Source organism: Salegentibacter salegens, assembly GCF_900142975.1.
Taxonomy (GTDB): Bacteria; Bacteroidota; Bacteroidia; order Flavobacteriales; family Flavobacteriaceae; genus Salegentibacter; species Salegentibacter salegens.
This window is the reverse complement of the sequence record NZ_LT670848.1, coordinates 1,986,570-2,008,400: the sequence shown is the minus strand read 5'-3', so window position 1 is coordinate 2,008,400 and position 21,831 is coordinate 1,986,570. Positions and strand designations below refer to the sequence as shown.

Genomic DNA, 21,831 nt, shown 5'->3' with positions numbered 1-21,831 from the left:
GCAAACTTAAAGCGGTGTTAAAATTTAAAATATGATCGAAATCAGGTTTTGGTGAATACAGTTTTTAATTTCTTTCCGGCAAAGTTTGTTGCCAGGGTTGTAAAAGCCACAATGCTAATAGAACTCAGTGGCATTAAAATAGCAGCGATTACCGGCATTAAATTTCCTGTAACTGCAAATGCAAGTCCTACCACATTATAACAAAGGCTCAATACAAAGCTCCATTTGATAATTTTTATGCCTTTTTCTGAAAGTTTAAAATATTCGCCTAGTCGGGTGAGATTTGAAGCCTCCAGGATGCCATCGCAAGCAGGAGAGAAAACATTTATATTTTCTGAAATGGCAATCCCAACATCACTTTGTGCAAGTGCCCCCGCATCGTTAAGTCCGTCGCCAATCATCATCACCGATTTCCCTTCTTCCTGGAGCTTTTTTATAAAATTTAGCTTATCATCGGGTTTTTGATTAAAGTAAAATTTAGTGTTTAAGGGTAGCATATTTTCAAGCTTCTCCTTTTCACCATCGTTATCGCCAGAAAGGATAAAGAGCTGCTTACTTTCTCCTAATTCCTTAAACAAATTGGCAAGACCTTCCCGGTAAGAATTCTTAAAAATATAGCATCCTTTATATTCTTCATTACTGCTTATATGAACCGCCGTTTTATTGAGTTCTTTAGTTTCAGTCTCGCTTTCTCTAACAAAAGAAGATGATCCAATTTTCATTTTGCTGCCGTTACTCCCAGAGCTTATACCTTTTCCGGTATGCTCGTTAAATTCATCTAAACTTAGAATATTGTTTTTATCGAGGATCTGGTAAAGTTGCCGACTTAATGGATGGCCCGAAGCTCTTAAGCTACTGCTAAGCAATTGCTCTTCTTCAGCATTAAGTTTTAATCCTTCGTAAAAAACTTCGGTCTTTTTATTTGAAGTAATAGTTCCGGTTTTATCAAAAACCAGGCAATCTATTTTCGCAATTTGTTCTATAACGCCGGCCTCTTTTAAATAGAATTTATTTCTTCCGAAGATGCGTAACAAATTTCCCAGTGTAAAAGGAGTGGCCAGCGCAATGGCACAGGGACAGGCAATTATTAATACTGCGGTAAAAACATTAAGTGCTATGGAGGGATCATAAACCAGCCAGAAAAGGGTTGACAGGAATGCTATGCTTAAAACCCCGCCGGTAAATCGTTTACTTATTTGATTGATTAAACTTTGAAATTGGCCTTTTTTGTCCTTTTTAAAGACTTCATTGCTCCAAAGTTTGGTTAGATAACTCTGGTCTATGGCTTTTATAGCTTCAATTTCCAGAATCCCACCTTGTTGGCGGCCACCTGCGTAGAGAGTTTCACCAGATGCTTTTTTAACGGCTTCGGCCTCACCGGTTACAAAACTGTAATCTATATTAGCGCGGCCTTTCATTAAAACCGAATCTATAGGAATTAATTCCCCGTTTCTTATTAAAATTCGGTCCCCGGGTTGTACGTTATAAACCTGAACCTGTTCTTCTGTGATTTCTTTTGAAGAATTAGTTTTTAGTCGCGTAACCGCCATAGGGAAATAAGACTTATAGTCCCGCTCGAAAGATAAATAGGAATAAGTTTTTTGTTGAAAGAATTTTCCAAGTAGCAAGAAGAAAACAAGTCCCGTAAGGCTGTCAAAAAAGCCGGTGCCAAGATCAAGTAGAATTTCTGTAGTACTTCTAATAAAAAGCACAGCAATTCCCAGGGCTATGGGAACATCTATATTTAAGATTTTAGCGCGTAAACCTTTATAAGCTGATATAAAATAACCAGAACCAGAATAAAAAACCACCGGAAGAGAAAAAGCAAACATCAACCATCGGAATAAATGCTTGAACTGTTCCAGCCAGAATTCTTTTACTTCAAAATACTCGGGGAAGGAGAGGAACATCACATTTCCAAACGCAAAACCGGCAACGCCTAATTTATAAATTAAGCTTCGGTTTATTCTGTGATCTTTTTCATCGTAATCCTTCAGGGAAATATAGGGTTCGTAGCCAATTCTGCTTAGAAGATATACGAGTTCTTTTAAACTTATTTTTTCCGAAGAAAAACTTATACGCACGGTTTTCTTTGGAAAATCTACTTGTGCCAATTTTACGCCTTTGTTAAGCTTCCCAAGATTTTCTAAAACCCAGATACAGGAGCTGCAGTGTACCGATGGGATAAGAAAATTAACAATTTGGGTGTTATTCTCATTAAACTCAAGAAGTTTTTCGGCTATTTCTTCGTTCTCCAGGAAGTCGAACTTTCCTTCTGAAGCACCTGGGGAAATTCCAGGTTTTTCCTGTATATCGTAGTAATAAGTAAGGTCACTTTCGTTTAGAATTTCAAAAACCGTTTTGCAGCCGTGGCAGCAAAAATCCTTTTCCTGAAAAACAATGTGATCTTCCTTACATTCTTCACCACAGTGAAAACAGCTGTTCATTCTTCCTGTATTTTAACTGCAAATTTTTAGAAAATTTGATTCAGATAATATGATGAAAATCAGCTTTAGAATTAATTATTTTTCGTTTCCGGTTTTTCGTAAATAGAAATACCCAATTAGACCGGCAATTAAAGATGCAGAGAGGATTCCTATTTTAGCCTGGGCCATGTAATTTTCATTTTCAAATGCGAGTTCGGTAATAAAAAGGGACATAGTGAAACCTATGGCCGCGAGAAATCCAATTCCATAGACGTGTTTCCACTTCACTTTATGTGGTAAACTGGCTATTTTAGACCAAACCATAATCCTGGAAAATAAAACGATCCCAATAAATTTCCCCAAAATAAGGCCCGCTATTACGCCAATAGTAACCGGACTTAAAAGTGCATCAAAAGAAACACCCCCAAGACTTACACCCGCATTGGCAAACGCAAAAATTGGGAGTACCACAAAACTTACAAAAGGATAAAGCGCATGTTCTAAACGCTGTAGGGGCGGGGTAGCATCTTCGGTTAAGGAAGTGAATTTCTGTATAGTATGCGATATATGGTCATCAGCTTCTTTCGGGTTTTTATTTCTATTCCTAAATTCCTCTTTAATTTCGTAGGCTAAGAGTTTAGCTTTCCGAAGAAATAATGGCGTATTAATGCGTTTGGTATTGGGAATGGCAAAGGCCGCTAAAACCGCTGCAATTGTAGCGTGAACGCCCGAAAGTAAAATAGCCAGCCATAGGCCTCCAATTCCCATAATTGCATAAAACAACGTATTTCTAATACCAATTAAATTTGCAGCAGCCAGGATAAGTACAAAAATACCTGCAATAGCAAGACTTTGTCCCGAAATATCTGAAGTATAGAAAAACGCAATTACCAGCACTGCTCCAAGATCGTCTACAATAGCAATAGCGGTTAGAAATACTTTTAACGGAAGTGGAACCCGGTCTCCAAGCAAGTAGAGAATTCCCAGGGCAAAGGCGATATCGGTAGCCATAGGAATTCCCCATCCCGAAACCGAATCTAAACCGGTGTTAAAATAAAAATATATTAAAGCCGGAAAAGCCATTCCGCCGATAGCAGCAGCAATGGGAAGTATAGATTTTCTAAAACTGGAAAGTTCACCCTGCAATATTTCCCGTTTTAATTCCAGGCCAATCATAAAAAAGAAAATAGACATTAGGCCATCGTTAATCCAGTGCAAAAGGTTTTTTCTAATTACAAAATCGTTTATTCCCAGGTGAATGTATTGTTTCCAAAGATTATGATAAGCATCGGCAAGAGGGGAATTTGCCACAATCATTGCCAGAATTGCAGAGAAAATAAGCAATAATCCAACTGAAGTTTTCTTTTCGATAAAATTTTTAATGGGTAGCAGCAGGTAAATGTCAAGGGGCGATTTTTTCATAATAACCTGTTTATAGAAAATGTTCAATTAATGGAATCAGGTAAATTTATTATCGTTTTCTCCATATAAATATGATTAAACTCAGTTTTACTCGATAATCGAAAATAAAAGGTTCCAGGAAATCAGATTTAATTTGAGCTGGTTTAGTCAACATTTTCTATTCAGTTAAGCGTTTAGCTCGGCTTTTAATATATCCAAAAACAAAACTTTGCTACCTTTAGCCAACAAAGTACGATTATGGTAAAAAGAATTACTCAAAGCTTACGCCGGCCAAAGATGAAATCTGTGAACCAACCGCCGGGAACGGTAACCTACGTTGGGAGAAAAGAATCTAGCGAAATAAGGCTGGAAGTTATAGATTATAATAAAGACGATTACGAAAGACATATTTCTTCTTCTACCGAAGATGCTTTTAAATTTGAAGCTGAAGACCGAATTACCTGGTTTAATATTGACGGGTTAAACAATACAGCAGAAATAGAGAAACTGGGAAAATATTACGATCTCCATCCTTTGATTATTGAAGATATTGTAAATACTACGCAACGACCAAAAATAGATGAGTATGAAGATTATTTGTTTATCGTGGCCAAAATGCTTTATCATCAGGATGGGAAACTGGTAAACGAGCATATAAGTTTTGTGTTAGGTAAAGATTATGTACTTACTTTCCAGGAAGCAGGCGGGGATGTTTTTGATGGCGTTAGGGGCCGCCTGGAAAAGGCTTATGGACGTATTCGTACAAATGGTTCAGATTACCTGGTTTTTGCGCTTTTAGATGCTATTGTAGATCATTATTTCCTGGTGGTAGACGAGCTGAGCGAAAAAGTAGAAAAACTTGAGGAACAACTTTTTGAAAGTCAGCCAAGTGATGATATTACCTACGAAATTCAGGATTTAAAAAGGGCTATTTTAAGAGTTCGTCGTGCAGTTTTTCCACTTAAAGAGGTGATTTCCCGATTTCAGAATTTGGAGAATGATCTTATTAAAACCAGAACCAAAAATTATATAAACGATCTTCACGATCATATCCTGCAGGTTTCAGAAAATATAGATTTATATCGCGAGATGGCCTGGGGACTTATGGATATGTATATGACCACCATTAGCAATAAAATGAACGAGGTGATGAAGGTTTTAACTATTATGGCTTCAATTTTTATTCCGTTAACCTTTATTGCCGGGGTTTACGGAATGAATTTTGAGTATATGCCAGAATTACAGTGGGAATATAGCTATTATGTATTATTAGGAATAATGATCGTTATTTTTCTCTTTATGATCTACTATTTTAAACGGAAAAAATGGCTTTAATTCAACAATATTTATGATACGATTTACTTTAATTAGTTTGGCTGTAATATTAACAGCAACTTGTACGGCTCAAAATACCGAAATACCGGTTTACCTAGGTACCTATACCAAGAAAGAAGGTCACGTAGATGGCAAAGCAAAAGGAATATTTTTAGCCTTGCAAGATCCTGAAAATGGAAGTCTGCACCCCGAAAAAACGGTGGCGAAAATTACTAATCCCAGTTTTGTGAAAACTTCTAAAGATGGGAAAAACCTGTATGCGGTGAGTGAATTAGGTGGTGGCGATGCCGAATCTGGTTTTATTTATTCGTTTAAAAGGAATAGTGATAATAGTCTGGAAGAATTAGGAAAGCTAAGCACTGAAAGTTTTGCCCCTTGCCATATTGAATTAGACCAGAGCGAAAAATTTGTCTTTGTCTCAAACTATATGGGCGGGGTAGTTATGGTTTATAAGAGAGGAGAAGATGGGAAGCTGGAGAAACAGCAAAAAATTGAGTTAGAAAATCCTGAAGTCTCACACGCGCACTCGGTTTCAATTTCTTCAGATAATAAAACTGCCTATATCGCTGATTTAGGAAATGATAAAATATGGATTTATAATTTCAATTCAGAAACCGGAAAATTAAGTCCGAAAGAAGAACCTTTTTTAAAGTTGGAAGACGGGTCGGGACCGCGCCATTTTAGTTTCTCTAAAGATGAAGAATTCGCTTTTTCAATAAATGAACTGAATTCATCTATTAGCGTTTTTAAAATTGAAAAAGACGGAAATTTGAAAATCACTCAAAATATTTCAAGTATTCCTGCAGATTTTAAAGGAAAAAATTCAGGAGCAGATATTCATTTACATCCTTCAGGGAAATTTATTTACACCTCTAACCGCGGCCATAATAGCATCGCGGCTTTTAAAATTGATGAAAATTCCGGGGAATTAAGTGCAATCGGTTATTACCCAACCAAAGGTGAAACCCCTAGAAATTTTGCGATCTCTCCTAGTGGAAAATTCTTATATGCAGCTAACCAGGACACTTCTACAATTAGCAGTTTTAAGGTAAACCTGGAAACCGGTGAATTGCAAGAGCATTTGCTTCCCGTTGAGGTAATGTCCCCGGTTTGTGTGGAGTTTGCTGAAAAATAATTCAGCTTAAAAATTGATTAAATAAATAGACCTCACAGGTTTTAAAAACCTGTGAGGTCTATATATATAATCCAACGTCATTCTGAATTCATTTCAGAATCTAAGACCTTAATAACTTTGATTTATAACTTCCAGTAAGTCACTTTCCTTCAACTTCTTGGATCACAAAAAAGCCATCGTTTCCTTGAGATTGATAAAGCGGCATAAAAATCCTGGCGTCCCATTGGCTTTTTACTTCATTGCTATTTTGTTTTGCGAGGAGTTCTCCTTTTTTAATCTTTTGGAAGTTCTCATAGCCCGGTTCCATTTCAAAAACATCTGAATCTTCAAGCCCGTGGCGGTGAACTAATTCAAAGGTTTTTTGTTCGGGAGCATTTTTTTCAGCAAAACGATTTACACATTCAGGATAAGTTTCAATTTTAGAAAGATCCAGTTTGCAGGCCTCTTTTAAAGCCAGCCAAATCACTCCTTCGTGATTTTCAACTGAAGTTTTATCTTCGTGTTGGCCGGCTTCAAAAACAAAACCTGTCATCCCAATTCGACTTAAATAATGATCTATATCTCCGGTAATAATATCGCTAAATCCGCGTACGATAAAGGTGGGGAAATTATGCGCCCATTCATCATTATCGTTAACTTCCTGCACAGAAACATATGGTAAACTCGCCGAGGAGGTGGTATGGCAATCCAGGAAGTAACGCTTGGAATAATCTTCTTCTGGAAATTGCTGTAAGATTTCTATAATCTCCCACATTTCTTTTTGTTCGTGGGTTTCAGCCTTTTTCTGTTCAATATTCTCTTCGGTCCAAACCCTGTTTAGATCTTCATCTATATAACGCTTATTTTGATTGAGCGCTTTATGATTTCCCGAGACACCAACCAAAGTTCCTTCAATTTCAGGTTTGGTCTTTTCGAGTTGTTTAAAAACTTCTTCCAAAGCCCTTACACCACTGGGTTCATTACCGTGAATCCCGGCAGTCACAAAAAGTAAAGGTCCTTTAGTATTGCTGGTATATTTCCCAATTATCCTGGGAATATGTTTTTCTGGTTTATTACTCATAATAAATTTCTTTCAGTTTTACTCGATAATCGAGATCTAATGCACCGAGGCTTGTCTCGAAGTCAAGATGTATTTTCCAATAATGCCTCTCAGGGTTTCCCCGAGGTAGTTTACTTATTCCATACAGGCAATCTCCCTGTTGTCAAATTGATGGCCGTACAGCTCTTTGTATTCAACCTTACGCTCAATCGCTTCAATTACCATAGGAGTAAAATCTGGTAAACCTATATCTTTAAAACGCTCCATCCCACCGGGGCTTAGCACATTTATTTCTATTAATTTATCTTTAACCACATCCAAACCAATAAAGAAGAGTCCGTCTCTAATTAGTTTTGGAGCGGTTAGATCTACAATACGTTGCATTTCGGGAGTAAGGTCGCTGCTGTCTGCAGTGGCACCAAGCGCAAAATTACTACGGAATTCTCCTTCACCGCTCACACGTCTAATAATAGCCTGTTTTCCATCTTTAACCATCACACGGCCATTCATGAGTATAATTCGCACATCACCATCTTTAACAGCTGGTAAGTATTCCTGTGCAATTACATAGCCATGCTGACTAATGGTTTCAATAATTTGATTGATATTTTTCTCATTTTCATCAATAAGAAAAACATTTTGGCCACCGGAACCTTCCAGGGGTTTTAAGACAATCTTCTTGTTATTCTTTTCCCAGAATTTCATAATATCCTCTTTATTCCTGGTAATCAAAGAATCGGGTTTTATTTCCTGAGGAAGTTCTTCAAAATAAAGCTTATCAATAAAGGCGTTAGATAGGGCATAGGCATCATTTAAAACCAAAACGCCTTCTTGCTGAACCATTCTTCCAAAGGCAACGCCGGCTTGTTCTGCCCATTCCCGGCCAGAATCTTCTTCGGTAGGATTATTTCTTATAAAAAGTACATCCAGCTTATTGGCTGCAATAGTCTTTTTACGCGCTTTTGAACTCTGTAAAGCTTCCAGAAATTTAGCGGGAGATTTTGTTTTAGTGTTTTTAGGCACCTGTACACTATTTATACTAATAGGCGCATCGTGGTGAAAGTTAAAATCTCCAACTCCCATGGCATAAACCTCGTGACCACGCGCATGGGCGGTATTCATTAACATTACAGAGGTTCCACATTTTTCGTTTTCAATATCGTTTAATACAAAGCAAATTTTCATTAGGTTATCATTTGTGAAAGAGGAAGCCCCTCTCTGATTAGGTTTAATTTATTGGTGACATTTTCGGTTAATAAATAACTTGGGCGCAGTGCGCTTGTTTTTAGTACTTTTCTTTCGGTTAATTCTTCAATTATTTTGGTGTGTTTCAATCCAAATTTCCCAGCAAGTAAAGGTTCATATTCTCCTCCGTTTTGTAAGTGATCTCGAAGTTGAACCAGACCTTTTAAATAGATAATATCTTTTAAAAACCCGCCTCCCTGCATAATCCTGGAAGTAATATTAAAAGCTCTTTCGGCGGTAAAACCATAATCCATTTTTAATAACCGGAATAACTGCGGAAACTCTGCTCCCTCCATTAATGCCGAACCTGCAATTACTCTACCGGCTAAAGTTCGTAATCTATTTCCGGTGAGCCCGTCTACTAAAAATTCAGACATCACGGCAAGTCCCTCCTGAAGCGGATCGTAATCTGCAAGGCCACTGCTTAATAATTCTAAAGGTTGGCGGGTACCATTGTAATACGTTAGCACATGGGTTCCAACCTCGTGCTGAATAAGTGCCGTCGCTTCGGTTTTATTCATTCTATAATCGGCGGGGATATAAAGTTCACCTTTATTCACCATCATAATATTCACATCTTTACGAATGTGAACCTTACTTTTAAAATTTTTATCCTGTTCAGCAAAATAATCAAACTCGCGGCGCGCTAAACTACTAAAGCCTTTAGCGTCAATAAATTCGGCATCATCTTCCTCTGCGACTTCATCTACTTCTCTAAGAATTTTACCTGCTTCCTGGCTTAATTTAGGATCCAGGCCTTTATACAATCTAATACTGTTATAAAAGAAATTAGGTGTACCGCGTTCACTTAACATCGTAATTTGCTGATCCAGTTCTTCGCGTTTTTCCCTAAAAATATGGGACATCGCGGGATCGTCTATTTCTTCAACTTTAAGGTTGTAAAGTTCCCTTTTTAGGAGATCGGGGTCTATGGGTAGCAGCCTATAGTGATAATCTAAAACCTTTTCATAATTACTTTCAAAAAAAGTTTCCTTTATATTATGAATATTAGCAGGAGAAACCAACCATAAAAACTGGTATGATCGCTCTATTTTGGCCAGGGCTTTATCAATTTCAAAGACTTTTTCTTTTAAATGTTTTCTACCCAGGGCGAGATAACTTCCCACACCACTGGAAGTTTGCACCCGTACATAATCAAATAAAGCCTTATGAATGCAGGTGATTAGGTAATCTTTAAATTGCCTTAAAAACACGGGATAAACTTCATTATTCTCGTCGCGAAAAACCGGCGGAATTTCAAGTCCTACAATTACAGCACCAGATTTCTTTGCTTCATCTATACTTAAAATATCCTCGTCACCTTCTTTTTGGCGATGGGGCGTATCTTTAATTTCAGCTTTCAAATAAAGTCCCGAAAAGGTATTGTTTATATTGTTGAGCTCTTTTTCCAATACTTTCACCGAACTGGGTAATTTTTGGGCCGGTGCTTTAATGGTAAAGCAATTATTAGGTTCTCCCGTATAGATTTCAAAAATCATATAAGATTTAAAATCTGAAGAAAGCTTATCTGCCAGGGCATAAATTAGCTTTTGGTAAGCTTCAAAAAATTTATTTCCAATTAAAAGATAAGATGCTTCGCTAATAACTATTCTTTCGGTACCAGGATCGTTTTCTCTTTTTCTGTAAACAACCAGGTAGGGTAAACTATCTTCTATATGAATTAAACCCCCTCCCGGAAGCGATGCACTTATTTTGCCATCTTCTTCAAGGATTGTTAAAATTTGTTTAATTGATTTCTCCGATAATTCAGATATATTCAGCATTCTAAGTTCTTCTAAAGTTTTTTATTGAATTTTATTAAATTAAAACCACTGTTTCTTAGCTAGATAAAAGCGTGTAATGTGGCTAAACAATATTTAAATTTAGAAAGAAAACTAAGGAAAACTAATACATAAACTTACTTTGGGTTTTATTTAAGAATTTAGGTAAATAATTACTTAAATGAACAGTATTTTGGGAAGTGGAAGAGAAACAGTAACTAAATATCCTGGAAGTGTCTAGTCTTTTTGAGCGTCTTCTTTAGATTCTTCCTGCTGGGCTTCAATTTGTTCGCGGGCACTTTTAATTTCTTCTTCAGTAGCGGGCTCGGGTTTTTGTTCTTCGGCTCTTTCGGGCTCAAGATTAAGCTCTATATAAAGCGGTAAGTGATCTGAATCTATTTCGCTGCCCAGCTTAAAATGGGCAACCCTAAATTCTTCGGTTACAAATACGTGATCTAAAGACCAGCGCATAATAAAGCTGCTAGCATCAAAAGTATTATAGAAGCCACGGCCAATCCTGGTGTTTAGTAAACCACCTACATTTTGAAAAAGCGCCGTTGTAGAAGACCAGGCCACATCATTAAAATCTCCCGCAACTATCACCGGCAACTTAGAATCTTTTGCCATAAATGCAATTTTCATCATTTCGGCATCCCTGTCTGAAGAAGAAGGATTGTGCTGAGGCATTGGTGGCGTGGGGTGAATGGCGTGAAACATAACTTCTTCCCCAGAGCGTAATTTTAAAATGCTGTGAATAGAGGGTATACTATCGTCTACCAAATACCGAATTTGAGGATTTTTAAGCTCTAACCGGGAATAGAATAACATCCCGTATGTATTATCTAAAGGAATTTCAACTTTATAGGGATAAGAATTAGTTACTGCTGCAAGATCGTCTTTCCAGCGGGTATTGGTTTCGGTAAAAAGTAAAACGTCTGGATTTTGTTTTTTAATATCGGCTAAAATGAGATTTGGGTTTTCATTCTTCTGCAAAACATTAGCAGCATAAAGGCTAAATTTATTGCTGAAATTTTCTTCTGAAACCTGCCCAACTTCGTAATTTTTATGGGGAAAATAAGGATAAATTTTTACTACCTGAAAAAGAAAACAAGCCAGTAAAACACCCATAAAAATATAATCTTCGGCTCGTTTTATATCAAATCTTATAAAATAGGCAGCAATGGCGGCCAGGGTGAGTAGGGTTAGTTGAATGTGCAAATAATCAAAAATGCGAATCCACCAGAAATCTGCAGCGATTAAGGGAACCAACGTCATTACCACCGCGATAATTCCAAAAACCTGAAGAAATCCTTTTAAAGTCATAATTATTTTTGATTGGTTTGGCGCCTAAAAGATAATTATTTATTTAGATTCCCCGGGAGTTGAATAAAAAATATTAAAAGTATTATGCTAATTTCAAGCTTTTTAAACTCATTTTTTCAACAGGAAAATTTACGAATCTTTCTTTGCAGGGCTTTCTAAATTCATTTTAGAAAAATAAGCTTGAATGTCATCGCCCGAAGGAGCTTCGAATAACTGAAGATCAAAATATGAAATAGCAGCTATAACATGGTCAAAAATATCGGCAGTGATATATTCAAAATTCTCCCAGCGTTTATCCCGGCTAAAACAAAGGATTTCTATAGGAATCCCGTGCTCTGTAGGTTGTAAATGTCTTACAATAATGTACATCTCCTTATGTACGGCCGAGTGGTTATTTAAATAAGTATCAATATACTTTCTAAAAATACCCAGGTTGGTTTGGTTTCTTCCGTTTAATGGAAGTTTTGTATCAATCTCGTTGGTGGTATTATAAGCGTTAATCTCATTCTGCCGGTCTTCGAGATAAGAAGAAATGAGTTGTATATTTTTATACTTTTCAAAATCTTCAGCAGTAATAAATTTAACTGAATTCTGTTTTATAAAAACCGAGCGCTTAATTCTCCTTCCGGGAGATTCCTGCATTCCTCGCCAATTCTGAAAAGATTCAGAAATCAAACTATAAGTAGGAATAGAGGTGAAGGTGTTATCAAAATTCTGCACCCTAACTGTGGCCAGTGTAATTTCGGTCACGGTACCATCGGCGCCATATTTGCTAAAAGTAATCCAGTCGCCAATTCTAACAATATCGTTCACACTTACCTGTATGGAGGCGACAAAACCTAAGATGGTATCTTTAAAAATTAAGAGTAAAATTGCCGAGGCGGCACCCAGGGAAATAATAAAATTAAGTACATCTTTTCCTGTAATTTCAGCTATAATAAAGATAAAAGCGAAAAGCCATACGATAATCATCACCACCTGGATGTAACTTTCTACCGGTTTATCTTTAAAAGATTCTAAGGTTCTAATGTAGCTCTTTGTGGTTCGTAAAAAGCTTCTAATTATCCAAACAATAAGAAAAATGATATAAATATCAATTAGAAAATAAAAAGCTTTAATCGCCAGCGGAAAATCTACCAGGATATAAGGAACAGCAAGATAAATTATAACCAGAGGAAGAATTTGCCCAATATATTTTGGGAAATTGGTTTTAATTAAAAAGTCGTCAAAAGTTGTTGTTGTCTTATTGCTGAAGCTTTTAAAAGCTTCAATCACAAAAGTTCTAATCAGGTAATTTACTCCAATAATTATCAGGATAAGCACCAGGATATTCAGCAGTAAATTAAGATACAGGGCGACTGTTGGGTTTACGCCCTGATCTAATAGAAAAGTTTCAAAAAGACAAATAAGATTTTTAAATCCTTCCTCTATATTCATAGTTTAAAGGTATTTTTTTTCTACGTAAAATGGTCCAAAAGGTACCAGGGAGCAACCAAGTATTACAAGCAGTTCTTTAAAATTCCAGTTTAAAGGTTTAAAAAGCCAGATGGCACCCATAACATAGGCGATAAAAAGTACACCGTGAGCCATTCCCATTTGTTGCACCATTTGTGGCATTTCCCAAATATATTTAAGCGGCATTGCGATAAATAATAATAATAAAAATGAAAGTCCTTCCAGGATACTTACATATTTAAAAACCTTTTTTTGCTTTTCCAGGGGCATAGTTTAAAATTTAGATTGCAAAGATAGGTTTTATAGAGAATCTGGTAATTTAGAATAGACTTTTCCTTGAAATATTTAGCAGGGAATTAATATTTTCACAAGAAGGTTTAGCAATTTCATTTTTATTAATTTGCATCTTCATTAAAATAAAAGAAATGAGCTCAAAAATATTGGTAACCGGCGGACTCGGGTTTATAGGTTCTCACACGGTTGTCGCGCTTCAGGAACAAGGTCACGAAGTGGTGATTATAGATAACCTTTCTAATTCTTCTATAGATGTACTGGCGGGAATTACCCAAATCACTCAAAAAACACCAATTTTTGAAAATATAGATCTTCGGAATAAAAATCAGGTAAAAGAATTTTTTGAAAAATACCCAGATATAGAAGGTGTTGTTCATTTTGCTGCTTCTAAAGCGGTAGGGGAAAGTGTTGAAAATCCTTTATTATATTACGAAAATAACCTGGCGAGTTTAATTTATCTGCTTCAGGAACTACAATTAAAGGAAAATGCTTATTTTATTTTTAGTTCTTCCTGCACCGTTTACGGCCAGGCCGATAGCTTACCTATTACCGAAAATGCTCCTGTTAAAAAAGCAGAATCTCCTTACGGAAATACCAAGCAAATAGGAGAGGAGATTATTACCGATACGGCCAAAATAAATAAAAATTTTAAAGCGATTTCCCTAAGATATTTTAATCCTATAGGGGCCCATCCTTCAGCTGAAATTGGAGAATTGCCAATTGGTACACCCCAAAATTTAATTCCTTTTATCACACAAACCGCTATTGGTAAAAGAAAAGAACTTTCGGTTTTTGGTGACGATTATCCAACATCAGATGGGACATGCGTTAGAGATTATATTCACGTGATGGATCTTGCCAAAGCGCACGTAGTTGCTTTAGAGAGACTTCAGCAAAATAAAGAAAAGAGCAATTTTGAAGTTTTTAACCTGGGAACAGGAAAAGGAAGTTCAGTTTTAGAAGTAATCAATTCTTTTGAACGCGCTACCGGTGAAAATTTACCTTATAAAATTGTAGGCAGAAGAGAAGGTGATATTGTTGCTGCCTACGCCGATACGAAAAAAGCGAATGAGGAATTAGGTTGGAAAACCGAAAAGCATTTGGATGAAGCTTTAAAAAGTGCCTGGGACTGGCAAAAAGAAGTAGTAAAGAGGGAAGAGCAAGATAATTAGTTTCCTCTTGATTTTAAATAAAAAAAGGTCTGAAATCACTTCAGACCTTTTTTTTATTGGTTTTCTAAGCTTATCGTGTTCCGTTTACGATAAAGGCGTGAATCACGCCGGGAATCCACCCTAAAGCGGTTAATAATAAACTTATTAGAAAAGTAACTCCTAAACCGTGTTTCATAAAAACGGCTAAAGGAGGTAGTAGAATATTTAAAATGATCGTTAACATAATAATTTTTTTAATTGGTTATTTCTATCGAAATTACATAGAAATACGAGTCCTCCAATTAGATTTAACGGGTTCTTGGTACTGGTTTAACAAAATTTCATGCTTTAAATTTTCGGTATCTGGCCAGCATAAAAACATAAATACTGTAGCAAACCAAGCCTGCAGCGACTAATCCCATAAGCCACGAACCATAAGGTGAGTCCTGTAAAAAGGAAAAAGCATCAGTGGTTCCTTTCATATCTGAAGTATTTGATTCTACGGCTGCTCTTATAAAAATATAAGACAGAACCCCAAAGATAACTCCCCGCGCAATTAAGCCCAGATAGCCCGTATTTTTAACTGTTTTTCGCTTCTTTTCATCTGTAATAGAATCATAGCCAAAATCTTCAAGAAATTTCTTTGATTTAGCTTTGTTAAATTGGGCAATACTGGCCACAATGAGTCCTATTCCTATAATAGCAAAAACAACTACCCCAAGGGTTCCCGTAAGTCCGCCCCCAGAGCCTCCACCCGAAGATGAACCGGCGTTTATCAATTTCATAAATGCGTAAACGGCCAGACCCAGATACAAAACAGCACTAATAAAATAGGCCACACGTTTTCCTTTCCCTTTTTTATCGTCTCCAATATTTTCAGGATCTTGAATTGACTGAATAAATCGCCAGGCCGAGTAGCACAAAAGGCCTAGGCCTATTAAAACCAGTAATGCATTTCCAAATGCCTGGTCTTCTAGAAATTTTATTACCTGTAAATTACTGGATTTTTGCCCGCCCATATTAAAGGCAGCGAGAAAAGTAAGTATTCCCATAATGCCATAAACAGTAGCTTTAGCGATATAACCCACCCGGGCCATTTTCTTTAATTTAGAATCCATTTTTTTAAGAATTTGTTTGGTTAGTAAACTAAATTTAATTCTTTGAAAACAGATAACCGAAAACTTGGGAAAATTTTAAAGGTTTACAACCGCCTTAGATTTTTATAAAGATGGGTTGGAATAAGTTTGAAATTAATAATTTATACCATTTCAAAAATCACTAATGCGTACAGGTAAAATCTTACAAAACGCAATAAACCGAACATCAGGTAACTTGGGAAAGGGAATTTTATAATTCCGGCAGCAATACTCGTCATAGCAAATGGAATTGGGAGTAGGGCACCAACTATAATTAAAAATCCACCCCATTTTCGGGTGTTTTTAATATGTTGCGCCATTTTTACTTCAATTGCTTCGTGTACCGCAGGGATTTTAGTCATCCATCTGCCTATAAAGTAAGAAATAACACCTCCTAAATAGGAAGCTAAAGCCAGTAAAGAAAGGTATAGAATTGGACTGGAAGATTTACCAGACCAGGCTATAAATAATTCCGGTGGGATTAATCCCAATAAAGATTCTGAAGCAAAGAAAACACTTATAATACCCAACGGCGAATAAGTTTCAGTCACCGTTACCAGCATTTGCTCAATATCCAGCACCCAACGATCTATTGCCCAAAGCGCTGCTACAAATAAAACTATGGGTAAAATTGCTTTTTTTACACTTTTCCAAACAAAACTGTAAAAACCGGTATAGCTATAATACTGGTGCAATAAACGTATGCGCGACTTCTTTTTAGATTTCGCATCTTTCTTCATCAAATTCTCCTTTAGCAATTTACTCACTAAGCGAGATTTAAATATTCCGATTTATAAATCGGCTCCTTTAATTATCTCACTTAATGCCTTATGGGTTACCCCAGGATTGTATCTTATTGAGGTACTCCAATAAGGTTTTTATGCCGACTAATATTCAAATACCAGACCAGTTTCCTTTTTTAGGTTAAGATCTAATTTTCTTCAGCATATTCATTGAAAGCTTTTACATATTCACGTAGCTCCAATTCATTTACACGATTAGAAGGATCTGCCATTAAAGAAAGCAGGTAATCAAGGCTTTCCTGCCCGGTTGCTTCTTCCTGTACAGGCGCTTCTTCTCCTTCTTCTACCGGGTCATCTTCCGGAATGCCGATATTAAAAGAGTCGTAAGCATCTACGTGTTCATAGGTTAACCTGATGGTTTTTGCCAGTAAAGGCTGTCCTTCTTCTACTACAAGGGTTCTTAATTCTTTCAGGTCGTTTACCAAAGTATTGGTAATTATTCCGTTGCGCATTAAATCACGCTGAATCTTATTGAGTAATTTTTGGGCTTTGATATTATTCAAGAGAATATATGTTAATCAGGTTATACTAATTTTTTTGCAAATGTACTGCTTTCGTAGTTTTATAAAACATTTTAACAAAGAAATTAAGAGGCTTTAAAAACCTTTTATGAGAGTTTTTAAGATAATCACTTCTTATAGCAGAAAAGTAATTTGGTATTAACTCCAATACCGATTATGGCCTTTAAAATTAACAATATCTTAGTCCTTAAGATTTCAGCAAACTAGCATTGTTTAGTAGCTTTAGCGTAACAAAAAATTAATAATACTATGAGTTCATTAAAAGGAAAAGTTGCATTTATAACCGGTGGAAGTAAGGGAATTGGCTACGGCGTAGCCCAATCACTTTTAGAATTGGGAATGAAAGTGGCTATAACCAGCCGGTCTAAAGATGCTGCTGAAAAAGCAGCAAAAGAGTTAAGCACTACTGATGCTTTAGGTCTTGAAGCCGATGTAAGAAATTACGAAAGTCAGGAAAAAGCTGTAAAAGCAGCAATTGATAAATTTGGACAACTTGATGTTATGGTTGCCAATGCCGGAATTGGGCATTTTGGATCTATAGACGAGTTATCGCCAGAAAAATGGCAGGAAACGATAGACACCAATTTAACAGGTGTTTTCTATAGCGTTAAGTCCAGTTTAGCTGCTTTAGAAAAATCTAAAGGATATCTTATTACTATTTCCAGTCTCGCAGGAACTAATTTCTTTGCAGGCGGAGCCGCCTATAACGCCAGTAAATTTGGTTTAACAGGATTTACCCAGGCGGTTATGTTAGATCTTAGACAAAAAGGAATTAATGTAAGTACAATTATGCCGGGTTCTGTGGCTACTCATTTTAACGATCACACACCAAATGCAGAAGATGCATGGAAAATTCAGCCGGAAGATATTGGCGAATTAGTAGTAGATCTATTGAAAATGAATAAACGTACATTACCAAGTAAAATAGAGGTAAGGCCATCACAACCACCTAAGAAATAATTTTTTAAGAAATTAGAAATTGAGACTGTTTGAAAAGATTTAATGTCATCAAGTTGTAATGAGATTTTTGAAATTGGGTAAAAAGTTTTAGATATCGTCATCCTGAATTTATTTCAGGATCTAACATGTTAGAAGCTGAAACAAGTTCAGCTTGACTAAGTTTTACTTTTTATACGACCTGGACGGATTAAGAAACTTTTTAAACAGCCTCTTTTTTTAGCAATCTATTTATCGTAATATTGCAATAAACAATTAATATAAAATGGGTCTTACAAAATCTGAAATATTCAGCCCTTTACAAAACGAACTGGCAGGGATTGCCAAAGTTTTGGGGCATCCTGCAAGAATTGCAATTTTGCAGGAAATTATTAAGTCGAAATCCTGCATTTGTGGAGATCTCGTACAAGAAGTAGGGCTTGCGCAACCTACAATTTCACAGCATTTAAAAGAGCTAAAAAATATTGGGCTAATAAAAGGAGATATAGAAGGTACGCGTGTTTGTTACTGCATAAATCTCGAAAAATGGAATCAGGTAAAAGAACTTTTTGCAACTTTCCTCGATTCTAATATTGCGCCGGGCGATGAGTGTTGCTAAGCTTTAGAGCAGACTTTCGCAGGCCCCAAAATCCTCAACTTAAATCTTACTTATAGAATAAAAACTACTATTTACTATGGCTCGAAAAAAAATGAATTTTCTTGACAAAAATCTTACATTATGGATTTTCCTGGCAATGTTTATTGGCGTCGCTATTGGTTATTACGCTCCGCAAAGCGCCGGGATTATTGATTCTTATAGTGTGGGCACCACCAACATTCCTATAGCAATTGGATTAATCTTGATGATGTATCCGCCACTGGCCAAAGTGAATTATACATATTTGCCCAAAATTTTTAAAAATGTAAAAATACTTAGTGTCTCCTTATTACTTAACTGGATTATTGGCCCTATTTTAATGTTTTTTCTCGCCATAATTTTTCTCCAGGATCACCCAGAATATATGGTTGGACTTATTTTAATAGGTCTTGCCCGTTGCATCGCAATGGTTTTGGTGTGGAACGACCTTGCCGAAGGCAGTAGCGAATATGGCGCTGGTTTGGTGGCTTTAAATAGTATTTTTCAGGTTTTTTTCTATAGTTTTTATGCCTGGATTTTCATCACTGTTTTACCGCCATTTTTTGGGTTTGAAGGAGCTATTGTAGACATTTCTATTGGTACAATTGCCGAAAGCGTAGCTATTTACCTGGGAATACCTTTTCTGGCCGGGTATTTAAGTCGGTTTTTCCTGGTTAGAGCTAAAGGAGAAACCTGGTATAAAGAAAAGTTTCTTCCGGCTATTTCCCCTCTCACATTAATCGCATTGTTATTTACAATTTTAGTGATGTTCAGTCTAAAAGGGGAAACCATTGTGGAAATCCCGGTAGATATTGTTTTAATTGCTGTTCCACTGGTAGTTTATTTTATTTTGATGTTTTTTATAAGCTTTTTTGTGTCCAAATATTTCGGAGCAGGATATAAGCAGAACGCTTCTATTTCTTTTACCGCAACGGGGAATAATTTTGAACTTGCTATTGCCGTAGCTATTGCTGTCTTCGGAATAGATAGCGGCCAGGCGTTTGCCGGAGTGATTGGGCCATTGGTGGAAGTTCCGGTTTTAATTGGTTTGGTAAGTGTCGCGTTTTGGTTGAAACAGAAATATTATCCTAAAGAAAAATTAGCATAATGGCTGAAGTTTACGACGTAATAATAATTGGAGGTGGCCAAAGCGGACTCGCCTGCGCTTATTATTTAAGAAGAACAAAACTGAATTATTTAATACTTGATGAACAGGAAAACTGCGGTGGAGCCTGGCAAAAAACCTGGGATTCTTTAAGGCTTTTCTCCCCGGCAGATCATTCCTCGCTTCCAGGTTGGCTAATGCCTAAGAACGAAGATGGATTTCCGCCCAAAGATCACGTGATAAATTATTTATGTAAGTACGAAGAACGTTATGAGTTTTCGGTTAAGCGTCCGGTTAAAGTTGAAAATATAATAAAGGAAGCAGGCATTTTTAGGATTAAAACTTCAGCAGGAGAATTTTCAGCAAAAACAGTGATTTCAGCAACCGGTACCTGGAAAGCGCCTTTTATTCCTAAAATTAAAGGAATAGATATTTTCCGCGGAAAACAAATTCATTCGGCTCAATATAGAAATACAGCTGACCTTGAGAATAAGAATGTGCTTATTATTGGGGAAGGAAATTCCGGGGCACAAATTTTAGCTGAAGTTTCTAAAGCAGCGAACACTAGCTGGGCAACCTTAAAAGATCCCGAATATTTACCCGACGATGTAGATGGAAGAATACTTTTTAATGTGGCTACCGCAAAATATAAAGCCGAAAAGGAAGGAAAGAAATTCAAGCCTGAACAGTATAATCTTGGAAATATCGTGATGGTGCCAACGGTGAAAGAAGCCCGGAAGCGGGGAGTGCTTAAATCTAAAGGAAGTTTTACCGAGTTTACCGAAAATGGCGTGATTTGGGAAAATGGAGCTAAAGAAGATTTTGATGCTGTTATTTGGTGTACCGGATTTCATTATGCCACGGGTCATTTAAATAATATTACATATCCCGATGCTAAGGGTAAAATTAAAACCGACGGGACGAGAGCCAAAAGCACTAGCGGACTTTGGTTGGTAGGATATGGTGGCTGGACCGGATATGCATCAGCCACATTAATTGGGGTTGGGCGAAGTGCAAGATCGACCGTTAAAGAAATTACCGAATTTCTGGAAGATTGAATTACTTCTAATTCCTCTAAATCCAGTTTGTTTCATAAAAAATTAAGAGCCTGGTATCATAATTATTGATATATGTTAGGCTCTGCCGTTAAACCCATACTAAAAATCTAAAATTGCTGGTATTGAACTACTCATTAAGTTAGTTTTGAGTGAAACCAAAAAAAATAGATATGAGTATTAAAGGAAAAACAATAATTATAACTGGAGCTTCTAGTGGAATTGGAGAAGCTACTGCTAAAAAATTATCTCAGGAAGGCGCTAATGTAGTATTGAGTGCACGTCGTGAAGATAGATTGAATTCTTTGAAAGATGAAATCGTGAAAAACGGCGGAATGGCTTTAGTAGTTCCTGCTGATGTAACTAAGAAAGAAGATTTTAAAAAGGTTGTTTCATCAACTTTAGAGGAATTTGGAAGCATTGATGGGATTATAAATAACGCCGGTTTAATGCCACTTTCTTACGTTAAAAATCTACATACCGATGAGTGGGATAAGATGATAGATGTAAATATAAAAGGAGTAACTAACGGTGTTTCTGCAGTGCTACCAACAATGATGGAGCAAAAAAGCGGACATATTATTAATATTTCTTCTAGTGCTGCACACAAATATTATCCTGGCGGAGCTGTTTATTGTGCCACCAAAGCCGCGGTAAAAATGTTTACTGAAGGACTCAGAGCAGAATTAGCTCCTCATTACGGCATAAATGTAACTTCTATAGATCCAGGATTTGTATCTACCGAATTAACAGATACGATTACCGATGACGAGATCAAGAAAGATATGGAGCCAATGTTTAAAGAATTAACTCCATTGCAAGCAGAAGATATTGCTAATGCGATCTATTATTCTTTAAGTCAGCCAAAAAGAGCTAACATTAATGATGTTTATATAATGCCAACAGATCAGGAGCAATAGATTAGGCTCTTACTATTTAAAGGAGGCTGTATGAAAAGTCTGGTTTCGTCAAGCTGAACTCGTTTTAGCTTCTAAAATATTTTGATTAATAGTGTTTTAGATCCTGAAATAAATTCAGGATGACGATTTAAAA

At 36.5% G+C, this 21,831-nt stretch carries 20 protein-coding genes; 8 read left to right on the top strand and 12 right to left on the bottom strand.

All coding sequences use genetic code 11. The features are described 5' to 3' along the window. Positions 1–41 precede the first annotated feature (41 nt). Both B5488_RS08995 and nhaA read right to left on the bottom strand, forming a co-directional pair. Positions 42–2,447, bottom strand: coding sequence for a heavy metal translocating P-type ATPase (locus B5488_RS08995; RefSeq protein WP_079734955.1), 2,406 nt, complete (start codon positions 2,445–2,447; stop codon positions 42–44). Between the two features lie 75 nt (positions 2,448–2,522). Continuing rightward, on the bottom strand, positions 2,523–3,848 hold the full coding sequence (gene nhaA / locus B5488_RS08990; RefSeq protein ID WP_079734954.1) for a Na+/H+ antiporter NhaA: 1,326 nt from the start codon (positions 3,846–3,848) through the stop codon (positions 2,523–2,525). Between the two features lie 237 nt (positions 3,849–4,085). Here nhaA and corA point away from each other — a divergent pair, with 237 nt between their 5' ends. After that, a complete protein-coding gene (gene corA / locus B5488_RS08985; RefSeq protein ID WP_079734953.1) occupies positions 4,086–5,162 on the top strand; it encodes a magnesium/cobalt transporter CorA in 1,077 nt (358 codons plus the stop codon). A 13-nt stretch (positions 5,163–5,175) separates the two neighbouring features. Next, positions 5,176–6,297, top strand: coding sequence for a lactonase family protein (locus B5488_RS08980; RefSeq protein ID WP_079734952.1), 1,122 nt, complete (start codon positions 5,176–5,178; stop codon positions 6,295–6,297). Between the two features lie 139 nt (positions 6,298–6,436). On the opposite strand, the gene B5488_RS08975 is transcribed toward B5488_RS08980, so the two are convergent. The 6 genes from B5488_RS08975 to B5488_RS08950 all read right to left on the bottom strand — a co-directional run bounded on the left by B5488_RS08975 (position 6,437) and on the right by B5488_RS08950 (position 13,410). Beyond that, the gene (locus B5488_RS08975; RefSeq protein ID WP_079734951.1) at positions 6,437–7,357 is read right to left on the bottom strand and encodes a M14 family metallopeptidase; all 921 of its coding nucleotides are present in this window, start codon (positions 7,355–7,357) and stop codon (positions 6,437–6,439) included. 114 nt (positions 7,358–7,471) lie between these two features. Further along, complete coding sequence (locus B5488_RS08970; protein ID WP_079734950.1) at positions 7,472–8,521, bottom strand: glutathione synthetase; 1,050 nt, start codon at positions 8,519–8,521, stop codon at positions 7,472–7,474. After that, positions 8,521–10,365, bottom strand: coding sequence for a flavohemoglobin expression-modulating QEGLA motif protein (locus B5488_RS08965; protein ID WP_079734949.1), 1,845 nt, complete (start codon positions 10,363–10,365; stop codon positions 8,521–8,523). Before B5488_RS08965 ends, B5488_RS08970 begins: the two co-directional genes overlap by 1 nt. A 234-nt stretch (positions 10,366–10,599) precedes the next feature. Further along, positions 10,600–11,685, bottom strand: a complete 1,086-nt coding sequence (locus tag B5488_RS08960) for an endonuclease/exonuclease/phosphatase family protein (RefSeq protein ID WP_079734948.1) — start codon at positions 11,683–11,685, stop codon at positions 10,600–10,602. 129 nt (positions 11,686–11,814) lie between these two features. Then, positions 11,815–13,122 carry a mechanosensitive ion channel family protein gene (locus B5488_RS08955; RefSeq protein WP_079734947.1) on the bottom strand — a complete coding sequence of 436 codons (1,308 nt, stop codon included), beginning with the start codon at positions 13,120–13,122 and terminating at the stop codon, positions 11,815–11,817. Positions 13,123–13,125: 3 nt separating this feature from the next. After that, positions 13,126–13,410 carry a DUF3817 domain-containing protein gene (locus B5488_RS08950; protein WP_079734946.1) on the bottom strand — a complete coding sequence of 95 codons (285 nt, stop codon included), beginning with the start codon at positions 13,408–13,410 and terminating at the stop codon, positions 13,126–13,128. Between the two features lie 155 nt (positions 13,411–13,565). Here B5488_RS08950 and galE point away from each other — a divergent pair, with 155 nt between their 5' ends. After that, positions 13,566–14,606 carry a UDP-glucose 4-epimerase GalE gene (galE, locus tag B5488_RS08945; RefSeq protein ID WP_079734945.1) on the top strand — a complete coding sequence of 347 codons (1,041 nt, stop codon included), beginning with the start codon at positions 13,566–13,568 and terminating at the stop codon, positions 14,604–14,606. Positions 14,607–14,676: 70 nt separating this feature from the next. Here the strand turns inward: galE and B5488_RS08940 are convergent, their stop codons facing one another. The 4 genes from B5488_RS08940 to B5488_RS08925 form a co-directional block, all read right to left on the bottom strand. Further along, positions 14,677–14,835 (bottom strand): YqaE/Pmp3 family membrane protein, encoded by a 159-nt coding sequence (locus B5488_RS08940; protein ID WP_057483226.1) that lies wholly within the window; start codon positions 14,833–14,835, stop codon positions 14,677–14,679. A 91-nt stretch (positions 14,836–14,926) separates the two neighbouring features. Then, positions 14,927–15,703, bottom strand: a complete 777-nt coding sequence (locus tag B5488_RS08935; protein ID WP_079734944.1) for a DUF1206 domain-containing protein — start codon at positions 15,701–15,703, stop codon at positions 14,927–14,929. 140 nt (positions 15,704–15,843) lie between these two features. Continuing rightward, positions 15,844–16,461: a YqaA family protein gene (locus tag B5488_RS08930; protein WP_075326813.1), complete on the bottom strand. Its 618-nt coding sequence runs from the start codon at positions 16,459–16,461 to the stop codon at positions 15,844–15,846. A 191-nt stretch (positions 16,462–16,652) separates the two neighbouring features. After that, positions 16,653–17,027, bottom strand: coding sequence for a hypothetical protein (locus B5488_RS08925; RefSeq protein ID WP_079734943.1), 375 nt, complete (start codon positions 17,025–17,027; stop codon positions 16,653–16,655). Positions 17,028–17,294: 267 nt separating this feature from the next. On the opposite strand from B5488_RS08925, the gene B5488_RS08920 reads away from it, so the two are divergent. The 5 genes from B5488_RS08920 (at position 17,295) to B5488_RS08900 (ending at position 21,698) form a co-directional block, all read left to right on the top strand. Continuing rightward, positions 17,295–18,005 carry an SDR family oxidoreductase gene (locus tag B5488_RS08920; RefSeq protein WP_079734942.1) on the top strand — a complete coding sequence of 237 codons (711 nt, stop codon included), beginning with the start codon at positions 17,295–17,297 and terminating at the stop codon, positions 18,003–18,005. Between the two features lie 262 nt (positions 18,006–18,267). After that, on the top strand, positions 18,268–18,600 hold the full coding sequence (locus tag B5488_RS08915) for an ArsR/SmtB family transcription factor (RefSeq protein ID WP_079734941.1): 333 nt from the start codon (positions 18,268–18,270) through the stop codon (positions 18,598–18,600). A gap of 76 nt (positions 18,601–18,676) precedes the next feature. Further along, positions 18,677–19,726 carry an ACR3 family arsenite efflux transporter gene (gene arsB / locus B5488_RS08910; protein WP_079734940.1) on the top strand — a complete coding sequence of 350 codons (1,050 nt, stop codon included), beginning with the start codon at positions 18,677–18,679 and terminating at the stop codon, positions 19,724–19,726. After that, positions 19,726–20,781: an ArsO family NAD(P)H-dependent flavin-containing monooxygenase gene (locus B5488_RS08905; protein WP_079734939.1), complete on the top strand. Its 1,056-nt coding sequence runs from the start codon at positions 19,726–19,728 to the stop codon at positions 20,779–20,781. The genes arsB and B5488_RS08905 overlap by 1 nt, the downstream gene beginning before the upstream one ends. Before the next feature lie 170 nt (positions 20,782–20,951). Further along, positions 20,952–21,698: an SDR family oxidoreductase gene (locus B5488_RS08900; protein WP_079734938.1), complete on the top strand. Its 747-nt coding sequence runs from the start codon at positions 20,952–20,954 to the stop codon at positions 21,696–21,698. The last annotated feature ends 133 nt before the right edge of the window (positions 21,699–21,831 follow it).

Coding starts and splice junctions, on each gene's coding strand:
- B5488_RS08980 (WP_079734952.1), top strand. CDS start 5,176: ATGATACGATTTACTTTAATTAGTTTGGCTGTAATATTAACAGCAACT.
- B5488_RS08935 (WP_079734944.1), bottom strand. CDS start 15,703: ATGGATTCTAAATTAAAGAAAATGGCCCGGGTGGGTTATATCGCTAAA.
- B5488_RS08970 (WP_079734950.1), bottom strand. CDS start 8,521: ATGAAAATTTGCTTTGTATTAAACGATATTGAAAACGAAAAATGTGGA.
- B5488_RS08975 (WP_079734951.1), bottom strand. CDS start 7,357: ATGAGTAATAAACCAGAAAAACATATTCCCAGGATAATTGGGAAATAT.
- B5488_RS08920 (WP_079734942.1), top strand. CDS start 17,295: ATGAGTTCATTAAAAGGAAAAGTTGCATTTATAACCGGTGGAAGTAAG.
- B5488_RS08995 (WP_079734955.1), bottom strand. CDS start 2,447: ATGAACAGCTGTTTTCACTGTGGTGAAGAATGTAAGGAAGATCACATT.
- nhaA (WP_079734954.1), bottom strand. CDS start 3,848: ATGAAAAAATCGCCCCTTGACATTTACCTGCTGCTACCCATTAAAAAT.
- B5488_RS08960 (WP_079734948.1), bottom strand. CDS start 11,685: ATGACTTTAAAAGGATTTCTTCAGGTTTTTGGAATTATCGCGGTGGTA.
- B5488_RS08900 (WP_079734938.1), top strand. CDS start 20,952: ATGAGTATTAAAGGAAAAACAATAATTATAACTGGAGCTTCTAGTGGA.
- B5488_RS08905 (WP_079734939.1), top strand. CDS start 19,726: ATGGCTGAAGTTTACGACGTAATAATAATTGGAGGTGGCCAAAGCGGA.
- B5488_RS08950 (WP_079734946.1), bottom strand. CDS start 13,410: ATGCCCCTGGAAAAGCAAAAAAAGGTTTTTAAATATGTAAGTATCCTG.
- B5488_RS08955 (WP_079734947.1), bottom strand. CDS start 13,122: ATGAATATAGAGGAAGGATTTAAAAATCTTATTTGTCTTTTTGAAACT.
- B5488_RS08965 (WP_079734949.1), bottom strand. CDS start 10,365: ATGCTGAATATATCTGAATTATCGGAGAAATCAATTAAACAAATTTTA.
- arsB (WP_079734940.1), top strand. CDS start 18,677: ATGGCTCGAAAAAAAATGAATTTTCTTGACAAAAATCTTACATTATGG.
- B5488_RS08930 (WP_075326813.1), bottom strand. CDS start 16,461: ATGAAGAAAGATGCGAAATCTAAAAAGAAGTCGCGCATACGTTTATTG.
- galE (WP_079734945.1), top strand. CDS start 13,566: ATGAGCTCAAAAATATTGGTAACCGGCGGACTCGGGTTTATAGGTTCT.
- corA (WP_079734953.1), top strand. CDS start 4,086: ATGGTAAAAAGAATTACTCAAAGCTTACGCCGGCCAAAGATGAAATCT.
- B5488_RS08915 (WP_079734941.1), top strand. CDS start 18,268: ATGGGTCTTACAAAATCTGAAATATTCAGCCCTTTACAAAACGAACTG.